This is a genomic window from Planctomycetaceae bacterium (assembly GCA_041398785.1).
GTDB lineage: Bacteria > Planctomycetota > Planctomycetia > Planctomycetales > Planctomycetaceae > JAWKUA01.
The window spans coordinates 189,317-207,599 of record JAWKUA010000014.1 but is presented as its reverse complement, the minus strand read 5'-3'; the positions used below and the strand labels follow the sequence as shown (position 1 = coordinate 207,599).

Annotated in this window: 15 protein-coding genes; 5 read left to right on the top strand and 10 right to left on the bottom strand. The window is 59.6% G+C overall.

Features of this window, described 5'->3' with window-relative positions:
• Positions 1-906 precede the first annotated feature (906 nt).
• Positions 907-1,770, bottom strand: a complete 864-nt coding sequence (locus R3C19_17300) for a DUF1559 domain-containing protein (GenBank protein ID MEZ6062100.1) — start codon at positions 1,768-1,770, stop codon at positions 907-909.
• 302 nt (positions 1,771-2,072) lie between these two features.
• Between R3C19_17300 and R3C19_17295 the strand changes: the two genes are divergently transcribed.
• The 3 genes from R3C19_17295 (at position 2,073) to R3C19_17285 (ending at position 6,891) form a co-directional block, all read left to right on the top strand.
• Positions 2,073-3,215 (top strand): SMP-30/gluconolactonase/LRE family protein, encoded by a 1,143-nt coding sequence (locus tag R3C19_17295; protein MEZ6062099.1) that lies wholly within the window; start codon positions 2,073-2,075, stop codon positions 3,213-3,215.
• 536 nt (positions 3,216-3,751) lie between these two features.
• On the top strand, positions 3,752-5,485 hold the full coding sequence (locus R3C19_17290; GenBank protein MEZ6062098.1) for a serine/threonine-protein kinase: 1,734 nt from the start codon (positions 3,752-3,754) through the stop codon (positions 5,483-5,485).
• Between the two features lie 188 nt (positions 5,486-5,673).
• On the top strand, positions 5,674-6,891 hold the full coding sequence (locus R3C19_17285; protein MEZ6062097.1) for a DUF1570 domain-containing protein: 1,218 nt from the start codon (positions 5,674-5,676) through the stop codon (positions 6,889-6,891).
• 68 nt (positions 6,892-6,959) lie between these two features.
• Here the strand turns inward: R3C19_17285 and R3C19_17280 are convergent, their stop codons facing one another.
• The 4 genes from R3C19_17280 to R3C19_17265 all read right to left on the bottom strand — a co-directional run bounded on the left by R3C19_17280 (position 6,960) and on the right by R3C19_17265 (position 12,343).
• Positions 6,960-7,907, bottom strand: a complete 948-nt coding sequence (locus R3C19_17280) for a thioredoxin family protein (protein ID MEZ6062096.1) — start codon at positions 7,905-7,907, stop codon at positions 6,960-6,962.
• A gap of 311 nt (positions 7,908-8,218) precedes the next feature.
• Positions 8,219-9,619 carry an aminodeoxychorismate synthase component I gene (pabB, locus tag R3C19_17275; GenBank protein ID MEZ6062095.1) on the bottom strand — a complete coding sequence of 467 codons (1,401 nt, stop codon included), beginning with the start codon at positions 9,617-9,619 and terminating at the stop codon, positions 8,219-8,221.
• Positions 9,620-9,622: 3 nt separating this feature from the next.
• A complete protein-coding gene (locus R3C19_17270; GenBank protein MEZ6062094.1) occupies positions 9,623-11,041 on the bottom strand; it encodes a DUF6513 domain-containing protein in 1,419 nt (472 codons plus the stop codon).
• A gap of 435 nt (positions 11,042-11,476) precedes the next feature.
• On the bottom strand, positions 11,477-12,343 hold the full coding sequence (locus R3C19_17265) for an SDR family oxidoreductase (GenBank protein ID MEZ6062093.1): 867 nt from the start codon (positions 12,341-12,343) through the stop codon (positions 11,477-11,479).
• 78 nt (positions 12,344-12,421) lie between these two features.
• Between R3C19_17265 and carA the strand changes: the two genes are divergently transcribed.
• Complete coding sequence (carA, locus tag R3C19_17260; GenBank protein ID MEZ6062092.1) at positions 12,422-13,561, top strand: glutamine-hydrolyzing carbamoyl-phosphate synthase small subunit; 1,140 nt, start codon at positions 12,422-12,424, stop codon at positions 13,559-13,561.
• A 46-nt stretch (positions 13,562-13,607) separates the two neighbouring features.
• Positions 13,608-14,075: a nucleoside-diphosphate kinase gene (ndk, locus tag R3C19_17255; GenBank protein ID MEZ6062091.1), complete on the top strand. Its 468-nt coding sequence runs from the start codon at positions 13,608-13,610 to the stop codon at positions 14,073-14,075.
• 2 nt (positions 14,076-14,077) lie between these two features.
• Here the strand turns inward: ndk and R3C19_17250 are convergent, their stop codons facing one another.
• From R3C19_17250 to R3C19_17230, 5 genes are all read right to left on the bottom strand, one after another.
• Complete coding sequence (locus tag R3C19_17250; GenBank protein MEZ6062090.1) at positions 14,078-14,482, bottom strand: hypothetical protein; 405 nt, start codon at positions 14,480-14,482, stop codon at positions 14,078-14,080.
• On the bottom strand, positions 14,479-15,396 hold the full coding sequence (locus R3C19_17245) for a membrane bound O-acyl transferase family-domain-containing protein (GenBank protein ID MEZ6062089.1): 918 nt from the start codon (positions 15,394-15,396) through the stop codon (positions 14,479-14,481). The genes R3C19_17250 and R3C19_17245 overlap by 4 nt, the downstream gene beginning before the upstream one ends.
• Before the next feature lie 1,257 nt (positions 15,397-16,653).
• The gene (locus tag R3C19_17240; protein MEZ6062088.1) at positions 16,654-17,178 is read right to left on the bottom strand and encodes a Uma2 family endonuclease; all 525 of its coding nucleotides are present in this window, start codon (positions 17,176-17,178) and stop codon (positions 16,654-16,656) included.
• 185 nt (positions 17,179-17,363) lie between these two features.
• Positions 17,364-17,606, bottom strand: a complete 243-nt coding sequence (locus R3C19_17235) for a hypothetical protein (protein MEZ6062087.1) — start codon at positions 17,604-17,606, stop codon at positions 17,364-17,366.
• A gap of 8 nt (positions 17,607-17,614) precedes the next feature.
• Positions 17,615-18,253: a hypothetical protein gene (locus tag R3C19_17230; GenBank protein ID MEZ6062086.1), complete on the bottom strand. Its 639-nt coding sequence runs from the start codon at positions 18,251-18,253 to the stop codon at positions 17,615-17,617.
• Positions 18,254-18,283 lie beyond the last annotated feature (30 nt).

Here is an 18,283-nt window from a genome sequence, read left to right as displayed (position 1 = left end):
TCTTTAGCTGGATCATGATCTGCGGTCTGACACTGTTTGTTTTCCCGGAGGATGCGGAGCGTGTGATGTTATGGATCGCGCGGGCGTGACGGCGGTCGAGCCGGACGACGAAAAGGACCGGCACGGAGAATTCTGACGACAGCGAATCACGAGTTTCGAGCGTGCAGGAGCCGGGGGGCGAAGCGGAAACTGAGCGGCAAAACGCCGCGGCGAGAGATTCGTAGGGGATTTGAAGGAGCCTCTCACTAGCAGGTCCGGAACGAATTCTCGAAAGTGGCCGTGTTTCATCTTCACCCGTGGACTTATGCGGTGCAGGAACTGGGGAGTTGGTGCCATGGAGGCTGGATTCTGCAGCAGCTCGCCGGCGAATCTGACGGCCATCTGTAGCCCGTCGCTCACCGGATGTCAGAAAAAAGTGTCAGGTCTGTGCCAGGTTTCTTTTCTGTGTCTTCGATACCGTAGGTCGCCAGACTTAGACGGTCTTTGACAATGCCGGTCCGCAGGTGCAGGCGATTGCGGCTGACGACGAGCCAACGAATTGGGCCATCCAGCGCGTCTGTGAAACTCAGAACAACCGGGAGTTTGCGGGCAAGCCTCAGTCTCTCGACAATGTAACTCCGCGTATATGGTTGTCGTTGGACGATTCGGCCCCGTGCGAAATCCGCAGCTCGCGCCACCGAACCCAGCGACGCTGCCGCATCCGGCAATGGGGCTGGAACCCGGCCAGCCCGCGCTGCAACCGGGCTGCCACGGCCCGGAGATGCTCCGCCAGTCCGTTGGATGGCAAGGGCTGTGATGCCCTGCTGTGCGATGGCCCGCGCTGCGCCCCGCCCAGGCTGGGCAGGCCGCCCCCGGCTGTGCCTCAATGGCGAGCAGTCCATTGGAAGCGTTATTTCGTACGATTCCTCACTTGTTCCAGTCCACGAGTTCACCGCCGTTCATCGACAGGATCGCCTGCAGCATCTCGACGGCGATGTCGTTCGGCCACACCCGGGCCGAACCGTCAGCGAATAACGCTGCGAAGCCGTCAGCATTCTCGTCGATGATCGAACTCAGCGGGTTCTTCAGATCGATCATCAGGTCGTCCGGCTTTGTCCAGATCACAGCCCGGTCGGCAGCGGCTTCCACCAGCAGAATCGTGTTGCTGGTCCCATCGGTGATATCTGTGATTTTGACGCCGGGGCCCGGCTGGCCGAAAATGGTGCTGGCCGTCAGCGGTGCGACGAAGAGCGTCATCCCGACGTCCGGTTCGTGCCCCGCAGAGGCTGGTGACCGAAATACATTCGGCATTTTTTCAATCAGCCTGCGGTTGTGTTCGCTGTCCCACGGTTCACCCAGACGGAATTCCTGATACAGCGGGTACGCGTCAAGGTACGGCAGGATCAGCACTCGACAGCTCAGCAGCCGCTTTCCATTTTCGTCAACGAGCGACTGCGGCGGGAAGTGACCTAAGACGTCACGAAATTTGTGCAACGCCAGGCCAAACTGCTTGAGTGAGGTCATCGTGGCCGGGCGGCTTTGCCCCGTCATCAGTCGCTGAACTGATCCGATGACGGCGATGGCCTGTTCGACGGATGTCACGTTCAGCACAGCGCTGTCGCCGTCAGATTCCAACTGCAGACTGGCAGCGTCTTCGCCAAGCTGCTCCTTCGTCCAGCCGTTCACGAGTTCCGTCAGACCGGCCGCGGCGTCGGAAGTTTTCGCCGTGAGGCGCAGCGTCGCGTTCTCAGGAGGAAGCTTGCCCGACACGGTGATCGATTTCAGACTCACGAACAGCTCCGCGGCTCAGGCGGCTCGATCCGCGTCGCCTTCCGCAAGTTTCGGAAGAATGCCGAATTTTGATCACCAGCAGCCGGGCAATTGACCGGATCTGCTGCACGTCATCCATGACGTCACGGACGAGATTTTGTCTCACGGAATTTCTTCACACGAGGCAGGCATCGCGCCCGACAAATGCAAACCAACACGCATGTCCTTCGTCCGCGAGTTTCGGTGCCGTTCCCTGTGACGATTTGCTAACGTTCGGCAGGCGTTTCGAACCGTATTCACTTTGGTTAACAGGCGACGAAAACATGAACGCAATATTGAACGGCAACACCATCGTTGACAACGCGGACTCCACCGAACCAGCGTCCGTAGTGCAACTGGGCCGTCGTTCGTTTCTGGCTGCTGCAGCGGCCACGGCAACGACTGTCGCATTCGGGCGGGAGTACGGACCGGACGCTCCGCCCGTCCGATATCCGGAGCCTGATGTCGTCGTTTTGGACGACCGTTTCGCAAGGTACAAACTCGGGAATTCGCCAATCCTGCGTTTGTACCACAGCAAAGAGATGTTGTGGGCAGAAGGCCCCGCATGGAACGGAGTCGGCCGTTACCTGCTGTGGAGCGACATTCCGAACAACGTACAGATGCGCTGGCTGGAAGAAGACGGCCACGTCAGTGTGTTTCGCAGTCCCGCTGGCAACAGCAACGGCAATACCTTTGATTATCAGGGTCGGCAGATCTCCTGCCAGCATCAGACAAGACGTGTCGTGCGCTACGAACACGACGGTTCCGAAACCGTTCTGGCAGAAACGTTCAACGGCAAGTCGCTGAACGCGCCGAACGACGCGGTGGTCCACCCCGACGATGGAGCCGTGTGGTTTACCGATCCAGGCTACGGCGGCATCATGAATTACGAAGGCCGTCAGGCAGGGACAGGGTCCCCGCAGCCGTATCAAAAGGAGGCTGTCTATCGGATCGACGCACAGACCGGCAAGGTGGAACAGGTTACGGACGAGATCTACAAGCCGAACGGACTATGCTTTTCGAACGACTACAAGAAGCTCTACGTGGCCGACACGGGAGCCAGCCACTATCCCGATGCTCCCCGTAACATCAAGGTCTGGGACATCGTCGATGGAAAGCGCCTCGCGAACGGCAGGGAGTTCGCGTCGATGGAACTCGAACTGAATGGCAAGAAGGTCGGGGGACTTGCCGACGGAATTCGTGCCGACGAAGACGGAAACGTGTGGGCCAGTGCGGGCTGGGTCGGCGATGGCTACGACGGTGTTCACATTTTCGCACCGAACGGCGACCGCATCGGCCAGATCCTGCTGCCGGAAATCTGTTCCAACGTCTGCTTCGGCGGCTCAAAACGCAATCGCCTTTTCATGACCGGCAGCACGTCGCTCTACGCCGTCTACGTGGAAACTCGCGGCGGACACATTTCGTAATGCGACCAGGCGCGCGAGCACGACGCAACGCAAAGGGGCACGAGCTCAGCCCGGCAGATCGCGAACAGGCCGGTCTGCGGCCTGCGGTCGGAGCCATTCCTCCTTCCAGCCCTTCCCACATTGCTTACGCTGTTTGTGCTTCCGGAGGATACGGAGCGCGTCCTGTCATGGTTTGCAGCGGCGTGACCGTCGTCGATCCGGGCTGAAAACCGGATCGCTACGGACCATGCTGACGACGGCGAATTGCAAAACGCGCGCGCGGCTTCCGGAGTGCGGCGCCGCGGAACTGATTGGCCTGGCGTCGCAAAGCGGGGATCGGGCGGCGCATCTCCGGGTCGACGGCGCATGCCAAGTGCCGGAGAAGCCCACTGGCCGCAGGCGTTACCCGCCGTTACGATAGCCGACTTGTACCGCCGGGGTCAGCAGCCTAATGATCAGGCTTGCGATTCCCCTGAACACAATCCTGGGGACGACTTCAAGGTGTGGTTTTCACCGGGCTCACTCACTGCAGCACCAGATGCGTGGTGTTTTGACGCATGACTGTGCAACTGACAAGCAAGTCATTTCGAGATGTGCTGGCACTTAGTCGGCTGCTGTCCGTCGAAGACATCGAACGGCTGTGCGATGAGCATCCCGATGAAACGGCCCAGGCAGATTCGTTCGCAAAGCTGCTGGTGCGGGAACGTCTGGTAACGCAGTGGCAGGCGGACAAGCTGCTGCAGGCAAAGCATCGTGGTTTTTTTCTGGGAAACTACAAGTTGTGTTCGCTGCTGGCCAGGGGCGGCATGAGCACGATCTATGTGGCGGAAGAAGTTGAAACGCAGCAGATCTGTGCACTGAAGATCCTGCCGCCTTCGCGCGCGAAGGAAGCGTCCTACCTGCCACGATTTCTGCGGGAAGCCGACTTGGCGTCGCGACTGGAACATCCCAATATCGTGCGGGTCTACGGTCTGCACACGGTGTCCGACGGAAAATCGGATGTCTATTTCATGGCGATGGAACTGCTGCACGGGGCGGACCTGAGCGAGGAAGTCAACGCTCGAGGCCCGCTGTCGATTCGAACGGCCGCGGAAGTTGTCCGACAGTCGGCTCTGGGTCTGGAGTACGCTCATCAGGCCGGCCTGGTGCATCGCGATGTCAAACCGGGAAACCTGTTCCGAACTCTGGAAGGCGACATTCGCATTCTGGATCTCGGGCTGGCCAGCATGCTGGAAGGCGAGCAGGAGAATCTGACACGGCAGTACAACGAACGCGTTCTCGGTACCGCCGACTACCTCGCTCCCGAACAGGCCGTTGACAGTCACCGCGCTGACTCGCGGGCCGATATCTATGCGCTGGGAGCGACGCTGTACTTCATGCTGACCGGACAGCCTCCCTTCAATGAAGGAAGTCTGCCGCAGCGAATTCTGGCGCATCAGACAAAGCAGCCGCGACCGGTCACGGAGCTGCGGCCGGACGTACCCGCGGAGATCGCCGGGCTGCTGAATGAGATGATGGTCAAGAAGCGCTCGCAGCGAATTCAGACGGCAGCGGAAGTGTCGAAACGGTTTCAGGACTGGCTGGCGGCCAACGAGTTCGTTTCGAAGTATTCGGACCGGCCCATCCCGCCTGTTTCCGCGGCAGAATCTTCGGCGCCGGAACGCCTTGCGGATGACGGTCCCTTCGTTACTCACGCCACGCAGCAAAAGACACCGACCGATCGTCCCGGAGTTTCCGACACGCGGCCATTCCGGGAACAGCCGGCGGCTGAGGCGCCGTTGGCGGAGGCGGCACGGTCGGCGGAAGAGCATCACTCGGCGGAGGAAGGCCACTCACCAGCGACCGGCCACCCCGGCGTCGCGACAGCGTTCAGTCCCGATCCTGCGCTTCCCGGTGAGGTCGCGTCGGTCGAATCGGAATCGTCACCGTATGCAACTGCCTTTGAAGAATTTTTGCAGCGGCTGGATGAACAATCGGGAGCGGCGACCGTAATGTCCGTCAGCGCGCTGGCGCAGCGGCATCGCAGGTTGAGTGAAGAGCTGGAGTCGAGCTTCTCGCCCGACGACGAGAATCCGCCGGACGATGCGTCAGAAATGGAGGATTCGGACAGCGACGTTGCCATCGTTGGCCAACACGATGCTGCTGGTGTCGCGCGGTCCGATGATCCTGCCGGTCGACGCTGGCCGGTTTTGGTGGCGATCGGAATCGCTGTCGTCGTGGTGCTGACCCTGGCGGCTCAGGTGAAGCCGCTGCGGGAATTCTTTTCGCAGTTGCTAAACCTGCCTGGTTGATCCGATCGCAGCGCTTGTAGTGGTTTCGTCGGCAGTGTGAAGCACACAGCGGCGGGAACCGCGTGGTTTTCGGCGATCGGCGATCCGGCGGCGCACTAGGTTAGCGATACCTCTCTTATCAGCTCCCGGATTGGTCATTGTCGCCGTGGCAGTTCGCTTCAAACGTCTGCTGGACCATTCCGCACGCGATGCAGTCTTCCTTCACTCTCCGACGGTGCGCCGCCCGTCCGTTCGCGATTTCGCATCTGGTATCGCCCGGTGTGCTTCGGGGGCTGATTACGGCGACGCTGGTTGTCCTGATTCAGTGCCCGGCGGTCACCGCCACCGACCGCATGATTCGCGTGACGGACAGTGAACAGGATTACGTCGGCCGGATCGTGGCGCTGACGACGACAACGTGTTCGCTGATGGACCGCCAGGGCAAGCTGCTGAAGCTAAGCGTTGCAGATCTGACCGGTTTCGAACGTGTGGCTGACCGGTTCCGTCCGTTCCCGGACAACGTCTTTCGCGACGAACTGCAGAAGGAGTTCGGCGGATCGTATGAGGTGTCCGGCACGACACACTATCTGGTCGCGGCACCGCGCGGTCGCGCCGCCGAGTACGCTCGGCTGTTCGAAAACATCTACCGCGAAGTGGAGCAGTTCTATCGTGTTCGCGGGTTCAACGTTCAGGAACCGGACGTTCCCATGGTCGCGGTCGTGTTTGGTTCGCAACGGGAGTTCGCTGGATACTGCCAGCGTGACGGAGTGCCTCCGGCGCGCGGGCTGCTGGGCTATTACTCGCTGATGTCCAATCGCGTCGCGCTGTTCGACGACGCCTCGCTGCTGAAGTCCGTGCAGCGGAAACCGGTCGGGAATTCCGGTGGTTCGCCGAGTGCCGCCGATACAACGATCGCTGCGCTTGCTAACGTCGCCGGCAACACCGCTGCGACAATCATCCACGAAACGACTCATCAGGTCGGTTACAACATCGGCATACACTCACGGCTGGGAGGCACGCCGGTGTGGGTCATCGAAGGCCTTGCGACATCACTGGAACCGGACGCCATGCGCAGCAAGTCGGGTCGAAACCTGCAGACGGATCGACTGAATCAGGAACGTCATGACTGGTTCAACAGCAAACGCAGTCCTCGACGTGCCATGGGAGATCTGGCCAAACTGATCGCCGACGACAAGTACTTCCATGCGAACACACTGGATTCCTACAGCGAATCGTGGGCGCTGACATTCTTTCTGCTGGAGAATTCCTCGCGACGAAAGAACCTGGCCGCCTACCTGCACCGACTTCGGCAGCGGGATCCGCTTGAGACCTATACCGCGGAGCAGCGGCTGTCGGACTTTCAGGCGGAGTTTGGTGATATCAGCCGGCTGGAAGTGGAATTCATGCGATTCATGGAACGACTTTGACAGGCGTTCCCCATGACCGGCCGCACGTCAGAAGCATCGGGTGCCGGGCGTCATTGTTTCGCGTCGGCCTATTGAAACCGCTGTCCGACGAGCTGGTCCACTTTGATGGCATGGCGGATGTGAGTGTATCGCAGCGGATGAGCTTTGAACTCTTTGCGATTCTCAAACGAACTGAACAGATACAGACGTCCGTCAAAAAACGCACCGTACTTGATGCGTCCCGCGACCGCCTGTTGCTCACTTGACAGGACAACAGTGTCGCAGCCCAGATTCTGAGGGGCGTACTTGTCCTTGTTGTAGCGAAACTCCTGCAGTTCCTTCTGGCCGCTGAAGTAATAGACAACGCCGTGATGCGTGTCGGTAAACTCCGGACTGCCCTTGACCCACTCCCGGTCCTCATGCAGTCGTACGGGGCAGAATCCTTCCAGGCCGAGAACGCTGTCGTCTTCGGTCCGGGAGACGTCAGCCGTGTCGTTTGGCGCATCGTCGCCGGAGTCCGTGGCGACAATGGCCTGAGCCGGTTCCGGCGTGATCTGCTGATCGGACTGCCGCTGCAGATCAAGTTGTCGCTGCCTTGCGGCCGCCATTGTATAACCGCGGTCCGCGATGCTGGCCAGCATCGACATGTACGCCGCGCGAGGCATGAAACCGACGTTGACCGTTTCGATGGATCCGTCCGGAAACACCACAACGTCACGCGGAACCGTACTGGCGCCGTAGCGCTGAGCGATTTCGGGGTGTTCGGAGACATCGACTTCCGCAGCTGCGATTCCGTTGCGGAGTCGCTGCTGCACATCGGGTTCACCGAAAACTTCCCGGTTCATCCGGCGGCACGGACCACAATATGTCGCATGAAAGTGAAGCAGCAGCGGCTGGCCGGAATCACTCGCTGATCTCTGAGCGTCCTCGAAACCGGGGTACCACCCGCCGGATTCCGAACTGTAGGCCGAACGGGGGGCGGTCAAGAGTGCGGAGAACGCCAATACTGTCGCCAGTCGTCGGGTCACTTGCGTCATGCGGGCCGATCCTGCTCTGCCGGAACTGCTGCGATGCCGCGGTCTGCGCCGATTCGGTGTGCATCAGACAGCGCAGCAGCACTCAATTCCGTGGGTTGTCTCAACAAAGAGTATCGGCGGACGGTGATCGGGACCGCGTCAGGCAATTCCCCTTTATGCCCCGATTTCACGGCTCCGCCAAAAGCGATACCGGAATCTGCCGGGCAGCCCGAGTCTGCCCGTTGTTCGCGTCAGGCTGGCTGGGTAATTGCGCGATTTCTGCCGGAAGGCGGAATGCCGTTGCTGACCGCTGTCACGTATTCGGCAGCGACTCAGCTTTTGTCGAGCACCCGCAGCATGCCGGACGCCTTATGAAGTGTCTCCTCATATTCATCCGCCGGATGCGAGTCCGCTACGATGCCGCCGCCGACGGGAAACTGCAGAACTCCGTTTTTCAATGTGAACGTGCGGATCAGGATGCTGCTGTCGAAGTCTGCCTGCGGTCCGCAGTAGAACAGGTTGCCGCAATAGGCGCCGCGCGCGGTTTGTTCAAGTTCCGTGATGATTTCCATCGCGCGGATCTTTGGGGCTCCGGTGATCGATCCGCCTGGAACGCACGCGGCCAGCAGATCCCACACGTTTTTGCCCGTCGCAATTTCCCCTACGACCGTCGATACCAGGTGCTGAACAGTCTCAAACATCTCAATTTCACAAAGCCCCGTAACGCGCACACTCCCCGGCCGACAGACTCGGGACAGGTCGTTCCGCAGCAGATCGACAATCATCACGTTCTCCGCGCGATCCTTTTCGCTGGCGACGAGGGCGTCGGACGTGAACAGATTGGCGATCGGCGACCGCTGACGGCGGCGCGTTCCCTTGATCGGCCTGGTCTCGACGAACCGCCCCTGCGACACTCTGAGAAACCGTTCCGGCGACGCACTCACAACGGCGAAGTTTCCACGCTGCAACAGCCCGCAGAACGGTGCGGGATTCTGACGACGAACGCCGCGATACAGGTCAACGGCCGAACCCTTCCATTCGGCCGTCAGTTGCTGAGACAAATTCGCCTGAAAGATGTCACCCGCGCGAATGTACTCAATGACTTCCTTGACGGCCTTCAGGTACCGGTCACGCGAAAAGTTGGACCGCACATCACAGCGAAGTTCTAGTTCATGCCCGTCCAGGAGAACTGAGCCGGTATCGCCTTTGTGCCGTTCGCTCGGCTCAGGTGCAGGGGTGTTCAGCTTTGTCAGCACCCATTCGACTCGCCGGTTCACCGCCGTCCGGTCGTCGTCGACGGCCAGCACCCACAGCCGCACGGACTTTTCGATGTGGTCCCACACGATCGCCCAGTCGAACAATCCGGCTGCGATCACCGGCGTGTGCAGGTCATCGCGCTGCGCGCGGGGAAGCCGTTCGAAGGCGTGCCCGACTTCATAGGAGATCAGACCGGCGATTCCACCACAGAATGGCGGAGCCGTTGCCGGAAGTTTCCTGGAAAGTCGCGTCTGCCATTGTGTCGGGATCGCGAACGGATCGTCGCCGTAGCTGCAGCGATCGATTTCGGCGGTTTCGATCGGATCGGCTGTCAGGAATGTATACCGCGAGTCTCGCGCCCGAATCCTGGCTGCACTGTCCAGCAGCACCAGAAAGTCTTCCCCGGCGAAACGCCGCAGGACGTCAATGACGCCGAGACCGGAATCAAGTTCCTGTATGTGCGCGTTGGGTGACACGTCTTATTGCGTTTCGCCACTTCGATGATGCGACACCGCTGCCGATGCGGCCAGCGGACCCGGCAGTCCCCACGTCATCGACTCATCCTGCGTGTAGTTTTTTCCCAGATGCCGGGCAATCTCCGCACGAGCCAGCTCGTAACCGAGATAAAACGCGTGACTGGCGTCGATGCTGTTGGCGTCGTGATTCAGTGCCGCTTCGAATATCGCGGAAGGACTTTCTCCGTGCCAGTGTCCGTGCCGGTTTATCAGATGCAGCCCGCCCTGCTCCGCGAAGATCCGAAAGTGCGAATCGGTGACCGACCGGGCCAGCGATTCGATCGCGGTTGGCGACAATTCCTTCAGTCGCGAGTCCCGCAGCATGACAAGCGACGAATCCAGATGCTTCGGAATCACCTGATTCGTGACGGCGTAGTGAACCAGCCGCCGAGCGGCGTTCAGTTCCGAAACCGTCGAACGGCACCAGTTGATGACCTGAGTCGTCAGGACACTTTGAATCCCCAGTTCCTCACACACAGCCGCCAGCAGCATATTGACACCGGCGGAATCGACTTCGGTCAATTCCGTGACATTGCCCACGCCCATCATCATCGCTGCGTCCGGGTACCGTTCGCGAACTTCCATGTACCGCCGCAGCGACCGCGTAAACCCCATGCCGATTGGTTCAATGATCGGGTCGACTCGGAACTCCGTGCCCCGGGCCTCCAGCCGCTCGATCAGGTCATCCAGCGATCTGAGATCATTCGGCATGTCAGGGATCGCCACAACTTCCGCCTCGAGCGTCGTGATCCAGTCGACGTTTGATCGGTTGCAACTGAGAATCAGCTCCGCCCCGGCTTCAACCGCCTGCGTGACTTCGCTGCGGTCGAAGCTGTCAATGGAGACACGCAGCTTCTCGTGTCGCAGAGCGGCGACGATTTCGCCGACGCGGCAGGAGGATTCGCCGGGAACACAACCGATATCGATAACGTCCGCACCGGCCGCCGCCATCGCCTTTGCTTCTGCCACAACGGCCTCCAGCGGCATTCGCGTGGCGTGATTGATCTCGGCGATGATTTCGATGGAGTATCCGTCAAGCGATACGTCGGCGCGTCTTCCCAGTCCGAAATGCTGCGGCAGATCGCGAAGATCCCGGGGGCCGAGTTCAAACGGGGTCTGGAAATGGGCTTCCAGCAATTTCAGATCACCCTGGCACCATCCCGGCAGAATGACGCGATTGACGGACGCGGGGACCTGCAGACGCTTCAGCAGCAGGTCCACATGCAGCAGCGCGGCGACCTGAACTCCGGGCACGGCGATTTCGTACCGAAACCCGAGCTTCGACGACAACAGTGCCACCGTCTCGCGAAGGCTGGCTTCAGCAAGTCGGCCGGTGACGAACAGGATCGAGGATTCGGAATCGGGGATTGAAGAAGTTGACATCGTGGCGGAAGTATAGCGACCGGCTGGTCGGGATCATGCCGTCGCTGTCACCCGCCACGTGTAGCCGCGACCCCCACAGGAGCGACACGCTCGTGGAAGTCTCAACCGGCACAGCTTGCGAACATCCTGTACGGCGGGACTCCGATCCCGTCGAAATTTCACCGACGGGATCGGAGTCCCGTCGTACGGAAGGCACCGCGAGAACTTTGTCTGAAAAGGAAGCCGAGCGATCGCCAGGGCTCGCGCTTAAACTCGAAGCTGCATTCATATCGGAATCCCGGTCATGCACCCCGCCACGCGGCATGTGAAGACTGTGGAATGGTCGGACGAAGATCAGTGCTTCTTCGGGAGCTGTCCGGGCCTGCTCTACGGCGGATGCCACGGCGACGACGAGAGATCGGTCTTCGATGAACTGTGCCAGATCGTCGACGAGACTCACCGCACGGCCCCGCCGTTGACGTTGAGCACCTGGCCGGTGATGTACGACGCTTCGTCGCTGAGCAGGAAGCGAGCCATCGCCGCGACGTCCTGCGGCAGACCCCAGCGTTTCAGCGGAGTTTCGTTCAGGACTCGCTGTTGCCAGTAATCGCTGGCGGATTCGCCCCAGTCGGTTTTGATCCAGCCGGGAGCAATGCAGTTGACTCGCACGGTTGGAGCCAGACTCAGTGACAGCGATCGCGTGAATCCCATGATCGCGATTTTGGCGGTGGAAAACAGTTCGCCGCTGTCGCCTTCCATGCCGCGATCAGACTGATCCCACCCGATCGTCAGAATGCTGCCGTGTCCCTGTTTGAGGAACCTCTGGCCGAATGCCCGCGACAGCTCGACGGTGCCGCAGACATCCACGTCCAGCAGCGTCTTGAGCTTGACCGAAAACGGCGCGTCGCGGAGTGCTCCCGTCAGCAGATCCGCTCCGGCATTGTTGACGACCGCGTCGACTCGCCCCGTTTCGAAGCACCGTGACACGAACTCCGACCGAGAATTGTCATCAGCGATGTCAGCGACCAGAACATCCGCTTTTCGGCCTGCCCTGCGAATTTCATCGGCAACGATCTCCGCTTTGGGGCGAGACGCTCGGCAACTGATCACGATATCCGATCCCGCCGCGGCGCATTCCACGGCGATAGCCCGGCCGATTCCGCTGGACGAGCCGGTGACGACGATTCGTTTTTCGTGAAGCGATGCGAACGACATCTGCGGGAACTTAGCACAAACAACAACCTTCGCGCAGGTTCGCGGGAATCGCGGCAGATCGCATTTCCCGGAATCCGCCATCGCAGCGATGACCATGCTTCGAAACACGTTGCGTGTCTGCTAGAACTCCGCCTCGGAATCTCGTCGCGATCCTGTGACGAAAATGACTCCCCAGCGAGGTGAATCATGGCGGCTCGTGCGGCGAAGCTGGCACTGGCAAACGGCTCGGTTTTCCACGGTATTGGATTTGGCGCGGAAGGCGAAGTTCACGGCGAAGTCGTGTTCAATACCAGTATGACGGGTTACCAGGAAATCCTGACGGACCCTTCGTACAACGGCCAAATTGTGACGATGACATATCCGCTGATCGGCAATTACGGAGTCAACGAAGAGGATGTCGAAAGCCGCGGCCTGTTTCTGCGAGGCTTCATTGTCAAGGAGCTGTGCGACGTCCCCAGCAACTACCGGTCGACGGAATCACTCGACAGCTATCTGAAGCGGCACGGCGTGATCGGCCTGCAGGGGATCGACACACGGGCGCTGGTGAGGCAGATTCGCATTCACGGCGCGATGAAGGGAATCATTTCCACAACGGATCTCGATGACAGTTCGCTGGTCAGGAAAGCGCAGGACGGACCCGGCCTGGTGGGCATCGATCTTGTCCGCGACGTGATGCCGCATGAGTCTGCCGGTTGGGATGATCCGCTGGATAGTCTGGGCCGCCCGGCTGATTTCAGCAGACAGGAAGACGGCGCAGACGCTCGCCATGTGGTCGCGATCGACTACGGCATGAAGTGGAACATCCCACGCTGGCTGAAAGACTATGGCTGCCGAGTGACCGTTGTGCCGGGGAGTTCCACAGCCGATGAAATCCGGGCTTTGGACCCCGACGGAGTTTTCCTGTCCAACGGTCCGGGCGACCCCGAGCCTCTGGACTACGCCATCGCCACGATTCGCGAACTGCTGGGCGAGAAGCCCATCTTCGGAATCTGTCTGGGGCTGCAGTTGCTCGGACTGGCCTGCGGAGGTCGTACTTTCAAGCTGCGATTCGGTCATCGGGGTGCCAATCAGCCAGTGCTGAACAAGGCGACCGGAAGAGTCGAAATCACGTCGCAGAACCACGGGTTTGCTCTCGATGCGGAATCCCTTCCCGACGACGTCGAAGTCACTCATATCAACCTGAATGACGAAACCGTCGAAGGCATCCGTCACAAAAATCACCCGGCTTTCGGAGTGCAGTACCACCCCGAAGCCTCCGCCGGCCCGCACGACAGCCATTACCTGTTCCGCGAATTCGTCGACCTGATGAACGCCGTTCGCGTCTGACAATCTGAGATCTCAAATCCGAACACTGAAAACCGAACACTGAAACATGCCAACTGAACGCACACTGATTCTTGTCAAACCCGACGGTGTCCAGCGCCGACTAATCGGCACGATCGTTTCCCGGATCGAAAACAAAGGGCTCAGCATCATCGCGATGAAGATGCTGAAAGTGACGCCGGAAATCAGCCGTGAACACTACGCCGAACACGCAGCCAAGCCGTTCTATCCGGATCTGGAAAGCTTCATCACGTCCGGTCCGGTCGTAGCGATGATAATTCAGGGGCCGGAAGCCGTGTCCGTAATGAGAACGCTGATGGGCAAAACGAACGGTCGCGAATCGGCCCCGGGCACGATCCGCGGCGACTACGGAGCCAGCCGGCAGATGAACCTAATCCACGGCAGCGACAGCGTCGCCAGCGCCAAACGCGAAATCGGCATCTACTTCAAGCCGGAAGAAATCTGCGACCACACCTCAACACTCGCCGAATGGTCTTGGGCCGCCGACGAAGCGTGAGCCTACAGCAGCGCTGCCAGGTACATCGCTGTCACGGTCGCAAAGACGACGGTCAGCGATTGATAACCAATCCGCAGCGCCAGGTTCGTCAGATGGGGTTTCGCGTTCAGAACCGGCTGCAGTGAAAGCCGGATTCCCCAGAACGCTGCGCCGTAGATGCAGAAACACGTTGCCAGTCGGCCACCGGCTGCCAGTTCATCCGCCGCGGCAACGCAGATCGCCGCCAGCGACACGATCGCGAGCACGACATAGGCACCGTAGACCCAGAACAGTTGTCTGAGCAGTCTTGGCAGTTGAGCGAGCTGGTTTTTCCAGTCGAGCTGAAATGGAACAATCGCCGACGCGAACAGGATGCAGAACTGCAGCGCACCGAGAACCACGAAATATCCGGCTGTAGGGCTGGTCATCGCAACGCTCCCAGATCCGACATCATCGGCAGCACAACGTTGTTCCGAAACGCTTCGTGAAGCAGCAGCGGAACAGGAATCAGCAGCACGGCTGCCGTAAACAACCAGCCCTTCCAGCCGGACATCAGCCCCAGACGGCGACCCGGCCGTGACCGTTCCGCAAGCATTGCCAGGGACTGGATCGCAAAGTACAGAGTCGGCAGTCCATAGCCGCCTTCGGCGGGGATGGATATCACCAGATCGTGAACGACACCGCTGAATAGAAACACAGCTGCCAGCGCAAACGTCGGCGCCAAAGTCCGGCTCAGCCGACGAAACAGAAACTGATTCGCAAGATCCCGAAAAGCCGTGTTCCACCGACGCCCCCAGAACTCGGCGACACTCGTCGCCCGCAGCGGATGATCCATCAGCGGCCGTACACCAGCGTCCATTGACATCCAGAACTGCAGCAGCAGGTCGAACAGGCCGAAGTGCAGTATCAGTACCGTTCCCGCCATCCCGCACCACGCATGGATCAAACCCGGTGCTTCAGGAATCAGACGTGGTACCAGCCAGAAAAGTGCGATCCCCGAAAGCATCCTTGCCGTGGCCAACATGATCCCCGCGCGGCTGGCCCTTGTGAGTGGTGAGTTCCGCCGAAAGGAACCTGTCCGCATCGAGCCGGGCCAGAACAGTAGATAACCGGCATGTTTCCACCACGGAGCGTGAGACGGCGAAGACTGCCAGGTCGCCAGTTTGCACAGTGCATAGATCAGGATCGCCAGTGACCACATGAAGATCCACGCCGCAGGAAACTCCCGGCGGCTGGCGACGCACACGATCAATGCCGCGATAATCAAGGGATCGGCAGCAGAGTCACTGCCGGCGAGACGCTGTCCGCAGTCGAATCGGACGAGTTTGCATGCATTGCTCATGCCCGGTTGCCTTCCTGAAAAGACTTCCCGGTCAAACCGCGATGCGACTGTCGACTTAACGGCTGTCATTTCACTTCATGCCGCGGGCGGCGTGAGAATCAACCGGAATCGCTATCTCACTGCCGGCTGAAGTGCCATGATGCAGTCACATATCAGACCCGTAGCGACTGTTCTATTTGTCTGCAAACTTCCGCTTCTCGACGTACTCGATCTTCCACGGACAATTCTCTGGTTGACGGTAATCTTCGCGTTTTCGAGTTCGAGGGTCACATTGTCCTGCCCGCAGAAAACCCGGCCACATGCTCGATTCGGAAGCGGAATTCCACGTAGAAGCTCGAATCGGGTAACGTGTCCACCGGTCGGCGGCTCGCTCACCGTGTCAGGTTCCGGGTCTTGTACGATCAGGCATCTTCTCGCCGTGGTTCCCTAGTCTGAGCGGCGACCTTGTCGACGTGACTATTGACAGGTAGTCGATCACTGGGTGTCGATCCGTTCAACCAGACCAGCATCACAACGAACAGGTAGAGCGACGACGGTGATCAACACGATTGAAAACATCCCAGTCCTTTCGGGATGTTAACGGAAACACGTTACCAATCGCAGTTTCGGCATCGTGTCGTGCACGCCAATTGTGCTCGCTCTAAATTGGTCGTTCTCCGCATGGACAGATAATCTGATACGTGTTTGCCGAAATCTGGCGTGCTACTGCTGTCGGTTCCATTCAATCGTACTTTGACGTGTTGTTGTGTCACCCGAAGCGATGCAACTTTCACCATAACGCGGTGACGTGTTGACGCAGTCCCTGCGGATTCCTGCCAACACATCGATCGATTCTGGTGGTTTTCATCCACTTCCGCTTTCAACGTCTCAATTTCCCTTTCAACGGGGTTTCGTCGATGCCGTCCGCCCCGTGGGATGTGACCATTCGCGTCCACAGTCATGTAGATCAGGCTTGCGGCTATTTTCAACACTACGGTTGCTGCCGTGGCACCACCGAGAGTCAATGCCAGAAGTCCTTGTCGACACGAGGTGGAAGTAAACCTTGCCACAGCGAATCCCCCTGGAGTTGCACAGCGTAAGAGGCGACCGCCTGGTTGTGTGCGGCTTCCGGTGCCACTGGTATCTGTGGACCGGCACCGCGAACGTGTGAATCGTTCCCTGGCCTGACCGTCTTCGAGGCACACAACAGGAATGCCGATGATACCTGGATGACGGTTCAACACCGGATGCACCGGTTTCAAACTTCTGACCAGCTTTTCAAGTGGCAAAGAGGTCCGCGACGGACAGCCGTGCATCGGGTTTCGCGAGCGGCGAGAGATGATCGCCACCTGTCGCGCTGAACCTGGTGGCGAACTCCGTCCCCACCGGATCGCGGTGGACGTGGATTGTTGACGCGTTGATGTCCACGACCCAGTAGTCCGCGATCGACGCTTCGGCGTACAGTTCGGCTTTGATGCCAAGGTCTTTCTGCAGGCTCGTATCAGCCACTTCGATTAGCAGCAGGACATCCGATGGCAGCGGGTGGCGTTCTCGGAAAGATATGTTCCGCATCCATGCAAGGTCCGGCATCGGCAAGCTGTCAAGTTTCGGAACTCCGAGTGGATTCTGGACCCGCACCTTAATCTCCGCCCGGCTCGTCACGCGAAAGGTCCACTCCGTCAACCAGTCAACCACGAATGCATGAGGCGGGTTCGGTGGGGGCATCTCGTGAAGCGCTCCATGGATCAGTTCGATTCGAGGACTGTTCACCGACTCTTCTTCGAAAACACCCCGTTCGATCATGCGCTCGAACTCGGCGGTCGTAATCGGTCGTGTCGACGTAGCACTCATAACAGTCACTCCAGAAAATCCGGCATTTCCGCACGTGAGTATACCCGAATCGGGAACGAATCACCGCGGAAATCCAGCCGACGCATGTGTTCGCGCAGGAGTCGCCGCTGCCTCGGAGTCCGGAGAACGCTGCCGCCCTACCCCAGCGCCGCTTTCATGGCTTCGCCCATGCCGGCGGGGCTGTCGGAGACGTTGACCCCGGCGGCTCGCAGCGCGCTGATTTTTTCGGCTGCCGTGCCGCCACCGCCGCTGATGATGGCTCCGGCGTGGCCCATGCGCTTGCCGGGAGGAGCGGTCTGGCCGGCGATGAATCCTGCCACGGGCTTCTTCACGTTGCTCTTGATGTATTCGGCGGCCTGCTGTTCCGCGTTACCGCCGATTTCTCCGATCAGCAGGATGCCCTTCGTACCCGGTCGTTTTCGAACAGTTCCAGCAGGTCGATGAAATTCGTGCCGTTGATCGGGTCGCCGCCGATTCCGACGGCGGTGCTTTGACCCAGTCCGGATCGACCAAGCTGCCATGCGGCTTCGTAGGTCAGCGTTCCGCTCTTGCTGATGATGCCGATATCGCCAGGAGTGTGAATGTAGCCGGGCATGATGCCGATCTTGGCGACTCCGGGAGTAATCACGCCAGGACAGTTGGGGCCGACCAGCCGCGACGTTGAATGTTCCAGGACCCGCTTTACTTTGATCATGTCCATCACCGGAATGCCTTCGGTGATGGCGATAATCAGTTCGATCCCGGCGTCGGCGGCTTCCAGAATCGCGTCCGCACAAAACGGAGGCGGCACGAAGACCATGGACGTGTTGGCTCCGGTCTTTTCGCGAGCTTCTGTCACCGAATCGAAAACGGGGAACCCGTCGATCTCGGTGCCGCCCTTGCCGGGAGTAACACCGCCGACAAAAACGTCCACACCTGGCTGACATTCAGCGGCGTATTCCCGGCACTTCTGACTGTGGAACAGGCCGGAGTTGCCCGTGATACCCTGACAGATGACTCGGGTTTCTTTGGTAACGAGGATGCTCATTCGGGAGTTTTCAGTTTTCGGTGTTCAGTT

Coding starts and splice junctions, on each gene's coding strand:
- R3C19_17240 (MEZ6062088.1), bottom strand. CDS start 17,178: ATGATCGAACGGGGTGTTTTCGAAGAAGAGTCGGTGAACAGTCCTCGA.
- R3C19_17230 (MEZ6062086.1), bottom strand. CDS start 18,253: ATGAGCATCCTCGTTACCAAAGAAACCCGAGTCATCTGTCAGGGTATC.
- R3C19_17250 (MEZ6062090.1), bottom strand. CDS start 14,482: ATGACCAGCCCTACAGCCGGATATTTCGTGGTTCTCGGTGCGCTGCAG.
- carA (MEZ6062092.1), top strand. CDS start 12,422: ATGGCGGCTCGTGCGGCGAAGCTGGCACTGGCAAACGGCTCGGTTTTC.
- R3C19_17245 (MEZ6062089.1), bottom strand. CDS start 15,396: ATGAGCAATGCATGCAAACTCGTCCGATTCGACTGCGGACAGCGTCTC.
- R3C19_17290 (MEZ6062098.1), top strand. CDS start 3,752: ATGACTGTGCAACTGACAAGCAAGTCATTTCGAGATGTGCTGGCACTT.
- R3C19_17280 (MEZ6062096.1), bottom strand. CDS start 7,907: ATGACGCAAGTGACCCGACGACTGGCGACAGTATTGGCGTTCTCCGCA.
- R3C19_17270 (MEZ6062094.1), bottom strand. CDS start 11,041: ATGTCAACTTCTTCAATCCCCGATTCCGAATCCTCGATCCTGTTCGTC.
- ndk (MEZ6062091.1), top strand. CDS start 13,608: ATGCCAACTGAACGCACACTGATTCTTGTCAAACCCGACGGTGTCCAG.
- R3C19_17285 (MEZ6062097.1), top strand. CDS start 5,674: ATGCAGTCTTCCTTCACTCTCCGACGGTGCGCCGCCCGTCCGTTCGCG.
- R3C19_17295 (MEZ6062099.1), top strand. CDS start 2,073: ATGAACGCAATATTGAACGGCAACACCATCGTTGACAACGCGGACTCC.